Origin of the sequence: Saonia flava (genome assembly GCF_011927795.1) — a bacterium.
GTDB lineage: Bacteria > Bacteroidota > Bacteroidia > Flavobacteriales > Flavobacteriaceae > Saonia > Saonia flava.
On the sequence record NZ_JAATJJ010000001.1, the window covers coordinates 1,858,137 to 1,876,085 of the forward strand.

Genomic DNA, 17,949 nt, shown 5'->3' on the forward strand with positions numbered 1-17,949 from the left:
GCCATGGCGAAAGAAAAGTTAGAAGTAATAAAAGAGGCAGATCTGACAAACAATTGTCCTGAGTGTTTTAATCAGGATATAAAACTTTCTTTTTATCAAAAACATAGATACACTAAATTCTACCACAAGGTCACGGGGGAAGTTTCCAACCAAATTAAATGTAATAAATGTAGTTCTGTTATCTATCCCGTAAAATGGACAGAAGATATAGAGCGTAGTTTTGATTATTATCAAAAAATGGTGGAGCCCAAGAAAAAATCGGTACAATATACCACCCTGTTCTATATTCTAATCTTGCTGGTGATTTCCTTAATCGTAGCAGGGGTATATGCTTATTTGGAAGGCCTTATTTAAGTTTAGACCGAATCTTTTCTGCAATAGTTTCAAATTCCCCTGAACTAAGTGATTCTTTATATTGAAAGGTTGCATTTTTCATGGTGTGTAAGGGAATTAAATGCACATGCACATGGGGAACTTCCAACCCAATGACAGTAATGCCCACTCGTTTGCAGTCTATGGCCTGTTCTATTGCTTTTCCCACTTTTCTGGAAAATGCCATAAGACCCATATAGGTTTTTTCATCCAAGTCAAAAATTTTGTCCACTTCCTTTTTTGGAATACACAAAGTGTGTCCTTTGGCATTTGGATTTATGTCCAAAAAGGCAAGAAAATTATTATCCTCAGCTATTTTATAACATGGAATATCTCCATTAATGATTTTGGTGAAAATACTTGGCATATACTACGCTTTATATATTGATAAATATACGAAAACGACAGATTGAAACATGCAAATTACTCTTTTAAAGACTTAAACTTTAGATATGAGTATACCAATGGCACAATGATAATGACAGCAACTGTTCCAAAGAAAACACTCATAAGTGCTGTCCCTTTTAACAAGAAGCATGAAATAATCATTAACAATCCCCCTACAAACCAAAGAACCCCTCCAAGTTTATGGGTATCGTTCCAAACAGTTTCATTCTCTAATGTCCAAGGTGTTCTTATGCCAATGAAGTAATTTGGCTGTAACGTTTTGAAATAGTTCCCCAATGTGGTAATCAAAAGTCCAATTAATACAAAAACATAATTTATATTGGTAAAAGATTGATTTTTTGCTGAATAAATAATCAAAATGGCCAAGGCAGACATAAAGAGTACCAGAATAAATTTGAGCTGCTGAAACTTGTTTCCCATTTTCTGAATTTTTTTCTTAGGATCAATTTTTGGCACAAATAAAAAGATGATGTAAACTAAAACAGGTAATAAAAAAGGGAGGCTTACCAATTCCATTTTATCTCCCCAACGATCAACATCGCCATTAATGTTCCAATGCATAGGAACCCTTTCTGGTAGGGAATTCCATACATAGGCCAGATAAATAAAGGGTAGGATTAATATTATGATTATTGGCAGTTCTTTTTTTAAAGTAGTTCGCATTTGGCTATTTTTTTAAGGTTATGATCCATTGTAACAAATCTTCAATAATAGTTGTATTTATAGAGTATATGATAAACTGTCCCTTTTTTTCACTAGTGACCAAGTCAGCCCTTTTGAGAATATCCAAATGATGGGAAATACTTGGCTTCGAAATATTAAAATGGTCGGCAATATCACCTGCGACCATATTCTTTTCTTTTAAAAGAAGTAAAATATCCCTTCGAGTCTTGTCATTTAGTGCTTTAAAAATATTATTCAAAATGATTATATATTTAGACAAATATCTAAATAATATTTTTAACCACAAAAAAAACCTGACTAACATCAGGTTTTAACTATTTGTTTAATAAGCCTTTAATTCCTAGTAATCTCCAAAATTTCGAATTTAATTATTCCGTTGGGCACCTGAACTTCTGCAACATCACCTACGCTTTTTCCCAATAATCCCTTTCCTATAGGAGAAGTTACCGATATTTTTCCAGTTTTTAAATCCGCCTCACTTTCGGCCACCAAAGTATATTTCATTTCCATACCATTGGCCTGGTTTTTTAATTTTACCGTGGACAACACCAATACTTTGGATGTGTCCAATTGGGATTCATCAATCAAACGGGCATTGGCGAATGTCTCTTCCATTTTGGATATCCTAAGTTCCAATAACCCCTGAGCTTCCTTGGCAGCATCATATTCTGCATTTTCAGACAAATCTCCTTTGTCCCTTGCTTCCGCAATGGCCTGCGATGCTTTTGGACGCTCAATATCTTTAAGGTGATTCAACTCATCTTTCAATTTCTGTAACCCCTCTACCGTATAATAAGATATGTTACTCATAGCCTCCTAGTTTTATAAATACAAAAAATCCCCTTTTTGTAGAGGATTTCGAACAAATATACATATTTTTTGTTCAAATTTGCAGTTAACTAATCAATTACAATCCACTGAATGAGGGGTTTTTGGAGTATTTTATTTGGACTTATTCTACTATCTTGTAATAGTGATAGGACCAATCGAAATCCCTATTTACAAGAAATAGGTTTTAGGTTTGACGCGAACCTCAACCTCCCTCTTTACAGTCCGTTGACCAATACCGGAAATGCAGTTTATATTGGTAATCAAACCGTGGGCACACGTGGGGTTTTTGTAATTAATACAGGCTTTAATGTATTTAGGGCTTTTGAGGCCAGTTGTCCCAATCATGCACCCAATTCATGTTCTACAATGGAGCTTAATGGCCAAACTGCAATTTGCGGTTGTGATGAGTATGAATATAGTCTTTTCACGGGCCAGCAATTGAACCGTCCTGATGATGGTAATCGATATTATGATATGTTGGAATATCATACAACTTTTAGTGGCAGTGTGGTTACCATTTCCAACTAAACAAAAAAAACAACCTTACTAATGAATTATAGAAAACTAGGCAAAACAAATTTTAATGTGTCAGAAATATCCCTTGGGACTTGGCAAGTAGGCGGAAAATGGGGCTCTGGTTTTGATGATATTTTGGCTGAAAAAATAATCAATGAAGCTATAGATTCTGGTATTAATTTTATTGATACTGCCGATGTTTACGAAGCTGGTTTAAGTGAAGCCGCTGTTGGTAGGGTTGTACGTTCCAGAAGCGAAGAAGTTTTCGTGGCGACTAAGTGTGGACGACAAATAAATCCTCATATTAATGAAAATTATACTCCAAAGGTATTACGCCAATATGTAGAGGATAGTCTTAAAAATACAGGATTGGAATGCTTGGACCTTATTCAATTACATTGTCCGCCAACAGAAGTTTATTATCGTCCGGAAATCTTTGAGCTATTTGACAGACTTAAGAATGAAGGGAAAATAAAAAACTTAGGCATAAGTGTGGAAAAAGTTGAAGAAGCCCTAAAAGGAATGGAATTCTCTAACGTTACCACTGTACAAATCATCTTTAACATGTTCCGTCAACGTCCCTCAGAAAAATTCTTCGAGGAAGCTAAGAAAAAAGATGTGGGCATTATTGTTAGAGTACCTCTCGCAAGTGGGTTGCTTACCGGAAAATTTTCAGCAGATACTCAGTTTGAAAAAGATGATCACCGATTTTTTAACCGTGAAGGAGCTGCTTTTGACAAAGGGGAAACCTTTTCTGGTATTCCCTATGAAATAGGATTAAAAGCTGTTGAAGAACTTAAAGTTGTATTTCCAAATACTCAAAATCTTGCCCCATTTGCCTTAAGATGGATTCTAAACCACCCAGAAATAAGTTGTATTATCCCTGGTGCATCTAGAAAAGAACATTTACTCTCTAATAGTACGGCAATGGATTTAGGTTCATTGACCAAGGAACAAAACCGAGCAATTGATGCTATTTATAAAAAACATATTAAGCCTTATGTACATCAATTGTGGTAAAAAAATAGCCCCACAAAACTGTGAGGCCACTTTTAATTAAACACTTATTTTAAAAATTTATGGTTGCTCCCAACAAAAAATTGGTTCCAGCTTGCGGATAATAACCCGCTCCTTCAATTGTTGTTGTAGCATTAGGGTCTGACCATGTATCATCAAACGTATAAAAATATCCATTCGAGATATATTCTTTGTTTAATATGTTGTTGACCAATCCAGAAAGCACAATGTTCTTAATAAAGGAATTCGTTTCAATTACATACTGAATGTTAAGGTCGGTTTGGGAATAAGCATCCAATACCGAGCCTTCAGAATCTATATTCCCCATATATTGTTTACCCACAAATTTACTAAACAAAGAAAATTGTAAGTTTGGAGAAGGCAAATAGCTTAACATATTCCCAGCAACAAAACTTGGTGAAAAAGAAATATTGGTATTTCCTAAATTTTGAAGCACCCCATCTCTTTGAAAAACAAAATCTTTATTCTTATTTGTACTTAAAGCAACATTAGGTTTCAATATAAACTTGTCCCCCAAATTTATATTGGCATCAACTTCCAAACCCATTCTATAACTATCTCCCACATTTGCCCTAAGTGGTGCGCCAACATCATTTAACTCACCCGTTAAAACTAACTGGTCTTTATAGTTCATATAATAAACATTAGTGTTTATTTGTGTATCGGAAGAAACATAACGCCAGCCCAGCTCAAAATCATTTAATTTTTCTGATTTAGGGTTGCCACTTTCATAATCATTTCTATTGGGTTCCCTATTGGCTACAGCATATGAAAAATAGAAATTGTTGTTTTTATTGGCGTCAAAAGTTATACCCGCCTTTGGATTAAAAAAATTAAAGGTATCATCTACTAAACCTGTTTCATCTCCATTAGCACTATACCCTACTGTTCTATATTGAAGGTCCCCAAAAAGACTCCACTGTCCATCCAATTTATAATTTGCTTTGGTGTATAGGTTAAAATCCGTTTTCTTGGAGTCATCATCATAATACCTATCCCTAATTTCACCGTTTCCGGCGTAGCGCGCCCAAATAACCTCTCCAAAATGAGCTCCCTCGTAGGTGTTCCATCCTCCACCAAAAATAAGGTTCAGCTTTTCATTGGTATAATTTGCAGAGAAAACAGTGCCATAAAAGTCATTATCCAACCATCTACGACGAATTAAATCTGTTGTATTAACTTCTTCCCCATTAATAGTTATTGGAGCAAAATCATAGGTGGCAAAATCATCTTCCACCCTATATTGTTCAAAATAACCTCTTCCATTTGTATAATGTACAGCAATATTAGTGCTCCAATTTTCTGAAATTTTTTCGTTCCAAAGTAACTGTGCATGGTCTTGCTTGTAATTATCTTCCTCATTTTCATACGTGTAATAATTATACCTCCTATCTGAATTACGTAGGTTCTCCGCCTCGGCATCAGAAAGAAAATTGTCTGCTATAAATTGTTCTACTCCAGCCTCATCATTTTTTATTCTTACTAATGGCGTTCCGTACCAGGCTTGATATGTAATTTCATGCCCCCCAAAAAGCAATGCCTTAATTAAGGTATTATCATCTTTGTAGGCTCCTTGTAAAAAATAAGATTCCAAATTTGAAGATGCCCTATCTATATATCCATCAGACTTAATTTTGGATAAACGCCCAGAAATTTCAATATGGTCATTTAATAATCCCGTACTGAATTTAACATTGTTTTTAAGCGTATTAAAGCTTCCTATTGAAGAGGATACCTGGGCATAGGCCTCATCAGATACAGCATCAGTCAATACATTAAGACTGGCACCAAAAGCACCTGCCCCATTCGTTGAAGTTCCCACACCACGTTGCAATTGTAAACTTTCAGTAGAAGAAGCAAAATCCGGCATATTGACCCAAAATGTGCCCTGTGATTCCGCATCGTTATATGGAATTCCATTAATAGTTACGTTGACGCGGGTGGCATCACTACCCCTAACCCGAATTCCGGTATAACCTATTCCAGCTCCCGCATCTGTTGTAGTTACCACTCCTGGTAAAAAATTCATAAGAATAGGAATATCCTGTCCTAAATTTCGACTTGCAAATTCTTCTTTTTTAAGGTTAGAAAAAGTAACTGGTGATTCTTTGGTCACCCGCACTCCGGAAATCAATGCCTCGTCCAGTACAATGGTTTTGCCCACAATAGAATCTGATTGTTGGTCTTGGGCAGATATGCCCATGGTCAGGCCAAAAACGGCCAATGTTGTGAAAATAGTTTTCATTCGTAATGTTGTTACGAATAAAAGGGGCTATTATTCTTGGTTAAAGATTGATTTTTGCTCCACTATGAAGCATAGAAATTCCAAAAAACGGCTTTCGCCTCCCTTGGCAGCATTACCTGCCCAGGTTCATTGGGTATAATCTCAGCTTTTTACAGCACCCCTTTGAGATGGGGGCAAAGATACTTGGAAGAGTTAAACTGTACAATAAAAAAAGAAAAAGAACACAAAAAAAGGCTGCCGAAGCAGCCTTTCCAACCAAACCAACCAATCTAGGAAATATGATTTTGTTTGTAATTAACTACAAGCTCAATCTTTTCCTAACCTTGATATATTTATACGAACTCCATTATTTTAGTCTACAGAGAAATTATTATTTAATATATGAATAACATTATCACAAAGAAGATTGTGATACTCAACAAACTAAATATCAAAGGGTTAAAATATTTCTCAATCTTAAAATTATACATCCTTAAAGAATAAAATTATTCACATCATTATATTGATGCTTCATTTATTAAGACACACCTTTTTTAAATTGGTCACTTTTTAAAGAATGTAATCCAAAACAAATAATAAAAAAAGGCTGCCAAAGCAGCCTTTCCAACCAAACCAACCAATTCAGGAGTTTTAACGTTGTCCGCGATTGCTCGCAAACTTTGTTGTTCCTGACCTGATATATTTACATATTATAAATTCTCATTATTAGCGGTAGGCCCCGGGGAATCACTGGTTAGTGCATGCATAGCATTGTCCGAGATTTTATACTTTTCCTTTGTATCGTTGTTCAATATCTGGGATGCAACCAAGAACGTAAATAAGGTTACAATTCCAAATACCATTGATTTTATAAAATGATTCATTTATTCTCTGGTTGCCCTTTTTTATGGGATAGTAGCGGCGGAACTAAAATGCACATTCCAATAATAAAAGCTGAAATACTTAGTATTAAAATTGCCACTATCAAATAATCTTTCATTTCTATTATAGCTAGATTTGTTCTAGTCTTCTATATATTTAGACACACTATTATTTGTTAGGTCACTTTCGGAAATAAAAAAATGCGCAATAAAGCGCATTTTGTTGATTATATGATGGTTAACGAACTATTTATTTTGATGTGCAGGCTTTAAAAGGTCATTAACTGTTTTAACGGGATTAAAAGTAATCAATGGAACTTCTACAAAAATTGTATTCCAAAAGGCCATTGCTCCGTTCCATAATCCGGGAAGTTCCATAGCCTTGAGGTTTTTCCCTTCTTTGGTCTTCTCCGTTATAAAACCTTGCCTATGGTCCACAAAATTCAAAAGATTATATTTTTCTCCTTTATAATTTTTTACCGCACAAACCAAATCTACAGGATTAAAGTGCGTTGAGCCCTTCAATATCTCCACTTGGGATTCATTATCCATATTTACTTGTGCAGATTCAATAATCTGTAGAGATATATTACCCTGGCCATCATTTATCCAAAACGGGCCTCCTCCTGGTTCTCCTTCATTCTTGACCATACCACAAACCCGTATAGGTCTATTTATTTTATCCTTAAGGATTTTTATTTGTTCCCCTATACTAAAACTATTAAACTTACCCGAAAACCTTACATTAAGCTTAGTTTCCAAAAAGTCCTTGATTTCATTTAGTTGCTCTGCTGTAATTTCAACCATATCCAACAATGCAGCATAGTCAAATGCCATTCCCTGAACCTGTAAAAGTAGTCCCGCTAAAACTTTTTTACTATTGCCCACATTTTCTGCAAATTTTGGAACCACAACATTATCAATGTTCTTGATGAAAATTACATCGGCGTTTTGTTCATCCAAATTCTCTATCAATGCACCATGACCACCAGGTCTAAACAAAAGAGACCCATCAGAATTTCTAAACAAATTGTTTTCCATGTCAACAGCTATAGTATCTGTTGAAGGCTTCTGAAAAGAGTACCCAACGTTAAAAGAAGTCTTGGTCTTTTGTGATACACGCTCCCCTACCTTGTTAAACTCTTCATTGAACATTTTCCCATGTTGTTCCGATATGGTAAAATGTAAATTGGCTGTGCCGTCTGCTTTGGCATAAGCCGAAGCCTCATTCAAGTGTTCCTCAAAAGGAGTGGCTGCATAATTTCCATAATCGTGAAAAGGCAGCAATCCTTTGGGAAAAAACCCATAGTTAAATCCTTCTTCTAACATCATTTGTTTTACAAATAGGTATTTTTCTTCATCTTTGGATGTAGCCTTTCCTTTAATACTATTTTGAATTAAATCATAGAAGGCAAAATTTTGATATCCATCAAAGAAGATTTTCATGTTCTTATCACCTGTACGCTCCAAATATGCTTCCAAGGATTCACTAGAAGGATTATAGGTATCCAAAAAATTGAACAAGGCCTTGAACATTCTTGAGGCGGCTCCAGAAGCCGGTACAAATTTCAATAGGGATAGACCTGAAATAGATTCATCAAATTTTTCAATGAGATTCTTTTCCTCTGCATCGGAAAGTTTTAATATTCCGTCTGAAATAATAGCAGCTTTTTCTAATCTTACAAAAGGAATTCCTTTCTTAAAAGTCTCTACCTGTTCTACTACTTTTTCTTTTGATATACCCTTGCTTGCTAATTGTTTTAGGTCTTTCTCGTTAAAATTCATCTTCTGTTCAATAGTTTGTCAATATGTTTAACAGCCGTAGCCAATCTAATTTTTTTATCTCCCTTTAAAATAATGAAATTCCTATTATACTTCTCCAGAGTTTCTTTAAAATATTGAAACATTCTTTCTCGTTCGGTAGGTTTGTCCCTTAAATCGTCCTCTTCCCACGGAATGTCAATATAGGTTAAAAAATAGAGGTCATATGTATTTTGCAAAGCAAACTTTTCCAACAAAGGGTCGCAATGCCCAACGTAATAGGCCTCTGAATATACTTTCGTTTCCAAAAGGTCCGTATCACAGATTAATACATCTGTTGCCTTATTGGTCAATTCGTTTTCCAACTTCATTTGTCCTTCCGCAATTGGCAATAAATCGTGTGGCTCACAAGTTTTGCGCTCATTGTTCCATTTGTCCTGTAGATATTCTCTAGCATATTCTGGCACCCACACAGTATTGTAATGCCTCGCCAATTGTTCGGACAAAGTTGTCTTACCAGTAGATTCTGGACCAAACAAAACTATTTTTACAATGTCTGAGGGCTCTTGTTTAAATTTTTCTTCCATGCAAAATATCCTTGAATTGCCAAAATAGTGAAAATTAAATATTGAAGTGAAAACATTCCCCAACCTCTTGATGCATATAGTGGAACAGTTATTAAATCTGCAAATATCCAAAGTGTCCAATTCTCAATTTTTTTATTGGCCATGTACCACATTGCAGTAAAAAATACTCCTGACGTGAATATATCTAAATAATTTGATGGTTTTATTTCTGTTCCCGATATAACATAAACGATATAGGTAACAACCATGGTGGTCAAAAACAGAAAAAAACCAATGCCCTTCTCCGTATAATTAGTTCTGGAAATATGCACTATCAATTTATTATCTGATTTTCTAGACCAATTCCACCATCCATAAATACTCATTATTGAATAATAAAAATTCATCATCATATCCCCATATAAATCATCTATAAAAAAAATATATACCGTGATGACAGTGGCAATAAGACCCGTAGGATAGACCATTATATCCTCAATTTTTGCATAGTAAACACTGGCAATTCCAAAAAAGAATGCCGTAGCTTCCAAAATAATCAAAGAAACAGGTCTTCCTTGGTAAGGTTCTAGAAAAAAGTCAAAAATGTGGTTCATACTCACTTCTATCAGATTTAACTATTTTCATATAAAGAAGTCCTTTATCTACCATTTCTAATGCTTCTTTAATTTCTGTTTGTAGTATACTCATTACGTTATCATACTCTCCATAAACTTGTGTACTCAATGGGTTTTCCAAAACTGTTAGTCCTGATGATCTTAATCTTTTTATAAAACTTATAATAGGCTCTTCAAATGTATCTTGGAGCGGTGTTAATGTTAGTTCTACTGATATGTTCATTGGTTATGTCTTTTATATAGTTACTTTTTTATTGCATAAACACAGGTAAAATCTTCAAACTCCTCAAAGAAAACATCATAGGTAGATGAATCTCCTTGGTACAAAATCTCTGCGGTGGTTTTTTCTTCCTCCATGGAAAAATCATGGACATCAATATGTTGTAAAAAACTTAATCCATGAGTTGAATATATTTTATAAAGTGATTCCTTAGCGCCCCAAACCATTGTCAATTTACGAATGAGGGCATCCGCATTCGCTAAAGTCCTGTACTCCTCTATTGGAGTAAATTTATGGGCAATTTTAAGGATTTTGTCACGCTGCATTTCGATATCAATTCCTACCTCATCTTTATCAGCTACAATAATCCCAGTAAAATGATGGGAATGGGTAATAGAAATAAATTTTCCATCCCTTAAATGAGGCTTTCCGGCATCATCATAAAACAAATCAAAATCTGTATACCCAGCTTCCGCCATTAAATGACGAATGCTCATAAATCCCTTTCGGTGCATCACAGATTTCATTCCATTAAAACGAGACTGGCAATGATCAGTAAGTTCAATATTTTCTGAGAGTTCTTCTTCAGATTCTTCAATCTTCCAGATATAAACCTTAACCAAGGATGTTACTGTTATAGTTTTATAAAGAGGCATGGGTTTATTTAACTTATTATTACCTTTGCAGTCACTAATTTCTGGTGAAAATCACTGAGAACAACGAAAGTAAAAATAAAAAAGGATATGAGTACAGAAACTATCCCATACATCCCATATAAAGTAAAAGATATTGACCTTGCTGAATGGGGAAGAAAAGAAATTGAATTGGCCGAGGCTGAAATGCCAGGACTAATGTCACTGCGTGATGAATATGGTGCATCCCAACCTTTAAAAGGTGCTAGAATTGCAGGTTGCCTGCACATGACTATTCAAACCGCTGTTTTAATAGAAACACTGGTTGCTCTTGGTGCCGATGTTACTTGGAGTTCTTGTAACATATTCTCTACCCAAGACCATGCTGCTGCTGCGATTGCCGCTGCTGGAATTCCAGTCTATGCATGGAAAGGTATGAATGAAGAGGAATTTGATTGGTGTATAGAACAAACTTTGTTTTTTGGTGAAGATAGACAGCCTTTAAACCTTATTTTGGATGATGGTGGAGATCTTACCAATATGGTTTTAGACAGGTATCCAGAATTAGCCTCAGGCATTAATGGTTTAAGTGAAGAAACCACAACAGGTGTTCACCGTTTATATGACCGTATGAAAGCTGGAACATTACCTATGCCAGCTATTAATGTAAATGACAGTGTTACCAAGTCCAAGTTTGACAATAAATATGGTTGTCGCGAAAGTGCTGTGGATGCTATCCGCCGTGCTACAGATATAATGTTGGCTGGAAAACGTGTGGTTGTTTGTGGTTATGGTGATGTTGGCAAAGGTACCGCAGCCTCTTTTAAGGGTGCTGGTAGTATTGTAACTGTTACTGAAATTGACCCCATTTGTGCTTTACAGGCTGCTATGGATGGTTTTGAAGTGAAAAAATTGGAAACCGTGGTTGGAAATGCCGATGTTGTAATTACCACAACTGGAAATAAAGACATTGTACAAGCAAGACATTTTCAAGCCATGAAGGATAAAACCATTGTCTGTAATATTGGTCATTTTGATAATGAAATTGATGTTACATGGTTGAATAATAATTCGGAAAAGACTGAAATAAAACCTCAGGTTGATAAGTATAACATCAACGGAAACGATATTATCCTATTGGCAGAAGGCCGTTTAGTAAATTTAGGCTGTGCAACAGGGCATCCAAGTTTTGTAATGAGTAATTCGTTTACGAACCAAACTCTAGCTCAAATTGAGTTATGGACCAATAGAGATGCCTATAAAAATGAGGTATATATGTTACCAAAACACCTAGACGAAAAAGTTGCTAAATTACACTTGGCCAAAATAGGTGTTGAGCTTACAGAACTGCGTGAAGACCAGGCTGAATATATTGGAGTTTCCACAAAGGGCCCATTTAAACCTGAGTATTATCGATATTAAGAACATCACCCTGAACTTGTTTCAGGGGCTCTTATAAAAATAAACCCTTCATTTAAAATGAAGGGTTTTTTAATAGAATACCCTTATTTAAAATCAGGGTATAGTTTCTGTAAATCCCTTTCTTTTATAGAAATCATGTTTACATCCAATGAAATAGGTATTAATGGGGTATCAGTAGAGTCTCGTTCTACATTCACAATGGCATCAATAACATCCATACCCTTTATTACTTTTCCAAAGACCGTATAATCACCATCCAAACGGTGCAATCCTTCTTTATTCTGTACAATATAAAACTGACAACGAGCAGAAAGTTTCTCGGCATTGCCATCCCTACCAGCTCCCAAAGCTCCATATTCATGTAAAAGGGAGTCATTAAATTCTGGTTCCAACAAATATTCTGAATCATTAAACCCTTCCGCGGTATCTGGACAACCTCCTTGGGCCACAAAATTAGGAATCACCCGGTTAAAAGTTAAAGAATCCCAATACCCATCATTTGCCAATTGCACAAAACTGGCTTTGTGTTTGGGTGTTTCATTATATAGCCATACCAAAACCTCTCCCTTGGGTGTTAATATCTGACCTACTTCATATTTCTTTTCTTCAGTATAAGAAAACAACAAAATAACAGCGAACAGTAAAACTATTTTTTTCATGATACGGTATTGAATAAAGAATATTAAAAATAGAAAATAAAATTAGGTTTAATAACAAGACAAATAATTATGGCTCAGTTAGTGTTACAATATGGTAAATAAAAAAATAACTCTCTATATTCCTTTCATAATCATATTGTTTTTTTAGAACTTAGTTAAAAATTTAGTTTATGACCATTTTTGTTGATATGGATGAGGTAATCGCCGATACTTACGGTGCCCATGTAGAACTCTATAATAAAGACTTTAATGAAAATTTAACCGTTGAAGAATGTTGGGGCAAGGAAGTATGGCAGGCTGTCCCAGAAGAAAGGCATGCGAGTGTTCGTAACCATGCCAATACAATTGGTTTCTTTAAAGATCTAAAACCTATAAAAGATAGTCAGGAAGTTATGCGAGAACTTGCCGCAATGCATGAATTATATATTGCTTCCGCAGCCATGCAATTTCCAAACTCATTAAAGGAAAAAAGTGATTGGTTGGATAAATTTTTTCCATTCATAGAATGGACAAATCGTATTCTATGCGGTCACAAATTTATTCTAAATGGCGATGTACTTATTGATGACCGTAGTTATAATCATGAGCGTTTTGAGGGAAGATCCCTTTTATTTACTTCGGGTCATAACGTTCATGAAACTGATTTTGAGCGGGTAAATACTTGGCAAGAAGTAGCAGACAAATTACTGTAGGCCCAACTTTCCCAAGTCGTAAAAATAGAAGTTCTTTTCATCGTTCATAGCAACGAAAAGACCGTTTGGAAAAGTCCTGTTCAATGGCATCGTGACCACATCACAGCCATCTGTTTCCAAAGTAGAAAGGTTTACAGCTTTTACAAATGAATTGTCTTTTCTAGAAAAAATATTGAACTGCCCTTTTTGTTGGTCAGACACAATAATACTGCCTTCACCGTTGGATTGAACGGCTATTGCAATTCCTTCTATATCCTCTTTAAAAAACTCCCCTCCAAAACAACCAAGTTCCTTATTTCCCATAGATGGTTCTGCATAATACTTTCTTATACAATGCTGTTCGTCTGAGTAATACACATAGCCCAATTCATCATCTACGGCAAGAGCCTCTATTTCCTTTTTACCACTGAACTTCCCAAATTTCCTAACCAAATTAGATTTTACCCCAACACTATCACTTTGTAGCTCATATTGGTATAGATAATTATCACCAGGGCCTGTTTTTCTTCCAACAATGGCATAAACAGCACCATCCTTTGTTGACTTATAGAGACTAACACCCATTGGCAGCTTATTTTCCAAAGAAGTTTCATCCTCAAAAACTTGGAAACCACCATTGTCCAAAGGTTTCATATCTGGCACTGAGAACAAGCGAATCTGTTGTTTCTCTCTTTCCGTGAAAACAAGAATATCAACAGTAGTTGAATCATTCAATTGAAAACCATATTCCACATCTACATTATTGGGTCTTTGAATATTTCTAATGGTTTTATCTTCTATGATTTTTCCATCCAAATCAAAAGCATAAATAGCACCATTTGTTTCTTTATCGGTACCAAAAACTATACTTTTTGATGCATTGTTAGGGTTTATCCAAATAGCAGGGTCATCTGTATCATTCAAGGTGTTTTCGGTAATAACGTCTGGGGAAATAGCGGGCAACTTGTCATTACAAGAAAGTACACAAACGAGAACAACAAAAAATAATGGCAAATAAAGTTTCATAGTCTAATATTTTAATGACAAAACCGCCACCTCATAGAGAAGACGGTTTTTAAGGCAGTATTAGGTGCTTTTATTTTTTAAATATATCGTATTTCAATCCAAAAGTAAGTCTTCTTTCATAAAACTCTGCTTGCATGGTACGTTCTCTAACGCCTTGGAAATAGCGCAATGGCTGATTGGTAATATTGTTTAAATCGGCGTATATCCTAAGGTTATCGTTAATGGCAAAACTGGCATTAAAATCCATAAAGAACTGTTGGTCATAATATCTATCCTCAAAAGCATTTCCCCCAATTTCATCAATATAAGAATCAGAGAAATTACCCGACAGCCTTGCGCTGAATTTTTTATCCGTATATCCTACAGAACCATTGAACATATTGGGTGCGGTATTGGGTAAATCTAAATCTGTACGCTCATCACCATCTTCGTTTCTAATACCATCTGCATTAGATGATAGATAAGTATAATTTAGATACAAACTGAAATTCTTGGCAAAACCTGGAAGAAAATCCAACTGTCGTTGAAAAGCAATCTCCACTCCAAATATTGAAGCACTATCACCATTTAAAGGTTGATAAACATCAAAGCCCGTAGTGCCTGCACCAAAAGAATCATCAGACGTCTCTCCCTGAAAAACATAGATAAAATCATTAATGTCTTTATAGAACAAACCTCCTGAAAGTAGTCCTACACTTTCAAAATAATGCTCTGCCATTAAATCAAAGTTCATTGATGTGGTTGGGTCCAAATCTGGATTACCCACATATATCTCTTCATCACCAAAAACAACATCTAAGGTTGGAACTAAATCCGCATAATTGGGTCTTGCAAGGGTATTAGTCCAAGCAAAGCGTAAGATGGTCTGATTTGACAGGTCATACTTAAAGTGTACACCTGGTAAAACATTGGTATATGAGCTTTCCTCGGTAATTTCACCAATAACATCTTCTTCATCCTCAATTTGATTTCCTGTAGCCTTAATATTGGTATTTTCAACCCTAAGTCCTATCAAAACTCCTAATTTATCGGATAGTTTTTGGTTGGTCATTGCATAGCCCGCCCACACATTTTCTTCCACATCAAAATTGGCCCTCAAAAATTCATCTGGTACAGATTCACCACCAGTATTCAAATTTAAACCACCAAGCCATTCTTCACTAGCAAATAACCCAGCTTCATATTGACTTCCTGCAACATAGTTTTCATCCGTATAATCTTTGGTGGGAACATCAGCTAAAGTTGGGAAATCGTCTTCTAGATCAAACTCAAAAAAATCATTGTCCCTTAGTTTGCTTTTAAACCGTCCACGAGCTCCAAACTTTATGATTCCATCACCATTTCCAAAGAAATCTGCAGGCAGTTCAAAATTCAAGAAAACATTTAAATCTTCTTCTTCTGTATATTGGTTCTCATTTGTTATTTCTCCAAATTCAAAATTCCCCAAATCATTTGCATCAGTTGCATCAGCTGAGGTAAACAAAGGAAATTCCGAGTCACTTACATCATTATTGATTATATATTCTGATTCGTATTCTGCATAACGCTCATCCAAACGCTCTTCGGAAGCTTTAGCATAGGAGGCCATCCAATCCATTTTCAAATTACCAAACAAGTGATTTCCTCCCAAGCTATAGTTCTGCATACGCTGGTCTTCTAAGCGTCTATTTTTATTGCGGTCATTATCTATACCTCCCTTGGTTTGCCTTTTAACTTCCACAGGGAAACGGGTTGGAACACCGTTGGTAATAGTAAAATCGTCAGCTTCAATATCCTCACCATCCAAAATTTCATGTTCCAACCTAAAACGATTTTCTCTGTCATCTCTCCAGTTATACATTGTCTTAAGGAAAACATTGTTATTAGCATCAAATTGATAATCAAAATTGGCAGAAAAACTTCTTCTTATACGCTGTACCAAATAAGTACGCATTTCAAAAACATTTACAAAGGGGTCAACATCCACTTCATCTAAAATTGGCTCTCCTTCACCATCATCAACTCCTGTATAAAATTCAAATTCATCCGTCCATTCAGCTTCAATATCATGTGAACCAAAATCATTATCGTTTAAGGACCCTGCCAGCATCCAACCAAATTTTCCGTTTTTTGAACGATCTCCCACAAGAAGCGAACCATTTAATATGGCCTTATCGGTAATAAAATTAATACCTGATCCAATATTTGCCGACAAGCGAAAACCTTGCGGTGCGGTTCTAGTTATTAAATTTACCGAGCCCCCCAATGCGTCCGCATCCATATCTGGAGTAACCGCTTTGTTAACCTCAATGGTTTGTATCATATCAGACGGGATTAAATCCATTTGAACATTTCTATTATCTCCTTCAGCAGATGGAATTCTACTTCCATTCAATGTAACTGAATTCAATTGGGGAGAAAGTCCACGAACAATAATATTCCTAGCCTCACCCTGATCTACCTGCATGGTAATACCTGGGATTCTCTTTACAGCGTCACCTATATTGGCATCAGGGAACTTTCCAATTTGGTCGGTGGAAACAACATTCGTAATATTTAAGTTTGTTTTTTGTGTATTCAATGCCCGGGATTGTCCGCTAAGTCCATAGGATGTTACCACAACACCGTCCAATTCCAAACTTTTTGGAACCATTGTAATTAATACTGCTGTTGTTTCCCCAGTGGTGACTTCCACCTGCTGTTCAACATCGGCATACCCTAAATATGAAATACTTAATATGTAGCTCCCTTCTGGGATGCCCACAAAAGTAAATCTGCCATCAAAATCGGAAATTGCTCCTTTACTTAAATCGGAAATTATAACATTCGCTCCAGGAACATAAATTCCATTTTCATCAGAAATAGTCCCTTGGATATTCCCTTCTTGGGCGGAAATAAATAAGGTAAATAATAGATACATAAAAAGAGGTGGTAGAATCTTTTGCATTTTCATTGAGTTAGTTGATTAAGGGTCGCAAGTTATATGTATCAACGCTCAGGAATGTTATCTCATTTTGATGTTTAAGTGATGATTATTTAAAATTTGAAGATTCTTAATAATTATGAAACGTTGATCTAACAAATGGGTACAAAACAAAAAACCCTTTCCAAATGGAAAGGGTTTTTCATAAAATATAGTATTACTTATGCCTCAAAAGGCTCAATGGAAACATAGGATTTTCCACCAGCTTTCTTTTGAAACTTTACCAAGCCATCAACTTTAGCATGTAATGTATGGTCTTTACCAGCATATACATTCTCACCAGGATTGTGTTTTGTACCACGTTGTCTTACGATGATATTTCCTGCAATGGCAGCTTGCCCACCATAAATCTTAACACCTAAGCGTTTCGATTCTGATTCTCTACCGTTTTTAGAACTACCAACACCTTTTTTATGTGCCATGATATATTGTTTTTATTCG

General features: G+C 35.5%; 20 protein-coding genes. 5 read left to right on the forward strand and 15 right to left on the reverse strand.

Features of this window, described 5'->3' with window-relative positions; all coding sequences use genetic code 11:
- Positions 1-3: 3 nt before the first annotated feature.
- Complete coding sequence (locus GGR42_RS08115; protein ID WP_167962680.1) at positions 4-354, forward strand: hypothetical protein; 351 nt, start codon at positions 4-6, stop codon at positions 352-354.
- On the opposite strand, the gene GGR42_RS08120 is transcribed toward GGR42_RS08115, so the two are convergent.
- The 4 genes from GGR42_RS08120 to greA all read right to left on the reverse strand — a co-directional run bounded on the left by GGR42_RS08120 (position 347) and on the right by greA (position 2,274).
- Positions 347-739, reverse strand: coding sequence for an HIT family protein (locus GGR42_RS08120; RefSeq protein WP_167962682.1), 393 nt, complete (start codon positions 737-739; stop codon positions 347-349). The genes GGR42_RS08115 and GGR42_RS08120 overlap by 8 nt on opposite strands.
- A 56-nt stretch (positions 740-795) precedes the next feature.
- The gene (locus tag GGR42_RS08125) at positions 796-1,443 is read right to left on the reverse strand and encodes an SdpI family protein (protein WP_167962684.1); all 648 of its coding nucleotides are present in this window, start codon (positions 1,441-1,443) and stop codon (positions 796-798) included.
- Between the two features lie 4 nt (positions 1,444-1,447).
- Entirely contained in the window at positions 1,448-1,702 is a 255-nt protein-coding gene (locus GGR42_RS08130; protein WP_167962686.1) for an autorepressor SdpR family transcription factor, read from the reverse strand.
- Positions 1,703-1,797: 95 nt separating this feature from the next.
- A complete protein-coding gene (gene greA / locus GGR42_RS08135) occupies positions 1,798-2,274 on the reverse strand; it encodes a transcription elongation factor GreA (protein ID WP_167962688.1) in 477 nt (158 codons plus the stop codon).
- A 111-nt stretch (positions 2,275-2,385) separates the two neighbouring features.
- Between greA and GGR42_RS08140 the strand changes: the two genes are divergently transcribed.
- Together GGR42_RS08140 and GGR42_RS08145 are read left to right on the forward strand one after the other, a co-directional pair.
- Positions 2,386-2,823 carry a Rieske (2Fe-2S) protein gene (locus tag GGR42_RS08140; protein WP_167962690.1) on the forward strand — a complete coding sequence of 146 codons (438 nt, stop codon included), beginning with the start codon at positions 2,386-2,388 and terminating at the stop codon, positions 2,821-2,823.
- Positions 2,824-2,844: 21 nt separating this feature from the next.
- Positions 2,845-3,831: an aldo/keto reductase gene (locus tag GGR42_RS08145; RefSeq protein WP_167962692.1), complete on the forward strand. Its 987-nt coding sequence runs from the start codon at positions 2,845-2,847 to the stop codon at positions 3,829-3,831.
- A gap of 49 nt (positions 3,832-3,880) precedes the next feature.
- Here GGR42_RS08145 and GGR42_RS08150 read toward each other — a convergent pair whose 3' ends face one another.
- The 7 genes from GGR42_RS08150 to GGR42_RS08180 form a co-directional block, all read right to left on the reverse strand.
- Complete coding sequence (locus GGR42_RS08150) at positions 3,881-6,094, reverse strand: TonB-dependent receptor (protein WP_167962694.1); 2,214 nt, start codon at positions 6,092-6,094, stop codon at positions 3,881-3,883.
- 689 nt (positions 6,095-6,783) lie between these two features.
- Entirely contained in the window at positions 6,784-6,957 is a 174-nt protein-coding gene (locus tag GGR42_RS08155) for a hypothetical protein (RefSeq protein ID WP_167962696.1), read from the reverse strand.
- Positions 6,958-7,200: 243 nt separating this feature from the next.
- On the reverse strand, positions 7,201-8,739 hold the full coding sequence (locus GGR42_RS08160; protein ID WP_167962698.1) for a DUF4301 family protein: 1,539 nt from the start codon (positions 8,737-8,739) through the stop codon (positions 7,201-7,203).
- Entirely contained in the window at positions 8,736-9,302 is a 567-nt protein-coding gene (locus GGR42_RS08165; RefSeq protein WP_167962700.1) for an AAA family ATPase, read from the reverse strand. The genes GGR42_RS08160 and GGR42_RS08165 overlap by 4 nt, the downstream gene beginning before the upstream one ends.
- Positions 9,263-9,895: a nicotinamide riboside transporter PnuC gene (gene pnuC / locus GGR42_RS08170; RefSeq protein ID WP_167962702.1), complete on the reverse strand. Its 633-nt coding sequence runs from the start codon at positions 9,893-9,895 to the stop codon at positions 9,263-9,265. The genes GGR42_RS08165 and pnuC overlap by 40 nt, the downstream gene beginning before the upstream one ends.
- Complete coding sequence (locus tag GGR42_RS08175) at positions 9,879-10,139, reverse strand: thiamine-binding protein (RefSeq protein WP_167962705.1); 261 nt, start codon at positions 10,137-10,139, stop codon at positions 9,879-9,881. The genes pnuC and GGR42_RS08175 overlap by 17 nt, the downstream gene beginning before the upstream one ends.
- Positions 10,140-10,159: 20 nt before the next feature.
- Positions 10,160-10,792 carry a 4'-phosphopantetheinyl transferase family protein gene (locus GGR42_RS08180; protein WP_167962707.1) on the reverse strand — a complete coding sequence of 211 codons (633 nt, stop codon included), beginning with the start codon at positions 10,790-10,792 and terminating at the stop codon, positions 10,160-10,162.
- Positions 10,793-10,879: 87 nt separating this feature from the next.
- On the opposite strand from GGR42_RS08180, the gene ahcY reads away from it, so the two are divergent.
- The gene (gene ahcY / locus GGR42_RS08185; RefSeq protein ID WP_167962709.1) at positions 10,880-12,190 is read left to right on the forward strand and encodes an adenosylhomocysteinase; all 1,311 of its coding nucleotides are present in this window, start codon (positions 10,880-10,882) and stop codon (positions 12,188-12,190) included.
- Positions 12,191-12,273: 83 nt separating this feature from the next.
- Here the strand turns inward: ahcY and GGR42_RS08190 are convergent, their stop codons facing one another.
- A complete protein-coding gene (locus tag GGR42_RS08190; RefSeq protein WP_167962711.1) occupies positions 12,274-12,849 on the reverse strand; it encodes a peptidylprolyl isomerase in 576 nt (191 codons plus the stop codon).
- 170 nt (positions 12,850-13,019) lie between these two features.
- On the opposite strand from GGR42_RS08190, the gene GGR42_RS08195 reads away from it, so the two are divergent.
- Entirely contained in the window at positions 13,020-13,541 is a 522-nt protein-coding gene (locus GGR42_RS08195) for a 5' nucleotidase, NT5C type (protein ID WP_167962713.1), read from the forward strand.
- On the opposite strand, the gene GGR42_RS08200 is transcribed toward GGR42_RS08195, so the two are convergent.
- From GGR42_RS08200 to rpmA, 3 genes are all read right to left on the reverse strand, one after another.
- Positions 13,533-14,546 (reverse strand): phytase, encoded by a 1,014-nt coding sequence (locus tag GGR42_RS08200; RefSeq protein WP_167962715.1) that lies wholly within the window; start codon positions 14,544-14,546, stop codon positions 13,533-13,535. The genes GGR42_RS08195 and GGR42_RS08200 overlap by 9 nt on opposite strands.
- Before the next feature lie 70 nt (positions 14,547-14,616).
- A complete protein-coding gene (locus GGR42_RS08205; protein ID WP_167962717.1) occupies positions 14,617-17,472 on the reverse strand; it encodes a TonB-dependent receptor in 2,856 nt (951 codons plus the stop codon).
- A 197-nt stretch (positions 17,473-17,669) separates the two neighbouring features.
- A complete protein-coding gene (rpmA, locus tag GGR42_RS08210; RefSeq protein ID WP_167962719.1) occupies positions 17,670-17,930 on the reverse strand; it encodes a 50S ribosomal protein L27 in 261 nt (86 codons plus the stop codon).
- Positions 17,931-17,949: the final 19 nt, after the last annotated feature.

Bases quoted from the DNA above. Each gene is read 5' to 3' on its own strand.
- greA (WP_167962688.1), bottom strand. From the start codon at position 2,274: ATGAGTAACATATCTTATTATACGGTAGAGGGGTTACAGAAATTGAAA.
- GGR42_RS08165 (WP_167962700.1), bottom strand. From the start codon at position 9,302: ATGGAAGAAAAATTTAAACAAGAGCCCTCAGACATTGTAAAAATAGTT.
- GGR42_RS08180 (WP_167962707.1), bottom strand. From the start codon at position 10,792: ATGCCTCTTTATAAAACTATAACAGTAACATCCTTGGTTAAGGTTTAT.
- GGR42_RS08195 (WP_167962713.1), top strand. From the start codon at position 13,020: ATGACCATTTTTGTTGATATGGATGAGGTAATCGCCGATACTTACGGT.
- GGR42_RS08160 (WP_167962698.1), bottom strand. From the start codon at position 8,739: ATGAATTTTAACGAGAAAGACCTAAAACAATTAGCAAGCAAGGGTATA.
- ahcY (WP_167962709.1), top strand. From the start codon at position 10,880: ATGAGTACAGAAACTATCCCATACATCCCATATAAAGTAAAAGATATT.
- GGR42_RS08140 (WP_167962690.1), top strand. From the start codon at position 2,386: ATGAGGGGTTTTTGGAGTATTTTATTTGGACTTATTCTACTATCTTGT.
- GGR42_RS08155 (WP_167962696.1), bottom strand. From the start codon at position 6,957: ATGAATCATTTTATAAAATCAATGGTATTTGGAATTGTAACCTTATTT.
- GGR42_RS08175 (WP_167962705.1), bottom strand. From the start codon at position 10,139: ATGAACATATCAGTAGAACTAACATTAACACCGCTCCAAGATACATTT.
- GGR42_RS08200 (WP_167962715.1), bottom strand. From the start codon at position 14,546: ATGAAACTTTATTTGCCATTATTTTTTGTTGTTCTCGTTTGTGTACTT.
- GGR42_RS08205 (WP_167962717.1), bottom strand. From the start codon at position 17,472: ATGCAAAAGATTCTACCACCTCTTTTTATGTATCTATTATTTACCTTA.
- pnuC (WP_167962702.1), bottom strand. From the start codon at position 9,895: ATGAACCACATTTTTGACTTTTTTCTAGAACCTTACCAAGGAAGACCT.
- rpmA (WP_167962719.1), bottom strand. From the start codon at position 17,930: ATGGCACATAAAAAAGGTGTTGGTAGTTCTAAAAACGGTAGAGAATCA.
- GGR42_RS08115 (WP_167962680.1), top strand. From the start codon at position 4: ATGGCGAAAGAAAAGTTAGAAGTAATAAAAGAGGCAGATCTGACAAAC.
- GGR42_RS08190 (WP_167962711.1), bottom strand. From the start codon at position 12,849: ATGAAAAAAATAGTTTTACTGTTCGCTGTTATTTTGTTGTTTTCTTAT.
- GGR42_RS08125 (WP_167962684.1), bottom strand. From the start codon at position 1,443: ATGCGAACTACTTTAAAAAAAGAACTGCCAATAATCATAATATTAATC.
- GGR42_RS08120 (WP_167962682.1), bottom strand. From the start codon at position 739: ATGCCAAGTATTTTCACCAAAATCATTAATGGAGATATTCCATGTTAT.
- GGR42_RS08145 (WP_167962692.1), top strand. From the start codon at position 2,845: ATGAATTATAGAAAACTAGGCAAAACAAATTTTAATGTGTCAGAAATA.
- GGR42_RS08150 (WP_167962694.1), bottom strand. From the start codon at position 6,094: ATGAAAACTATTTTCACAACATTGGCCGTTTTTGGCCTGACCATGGGC.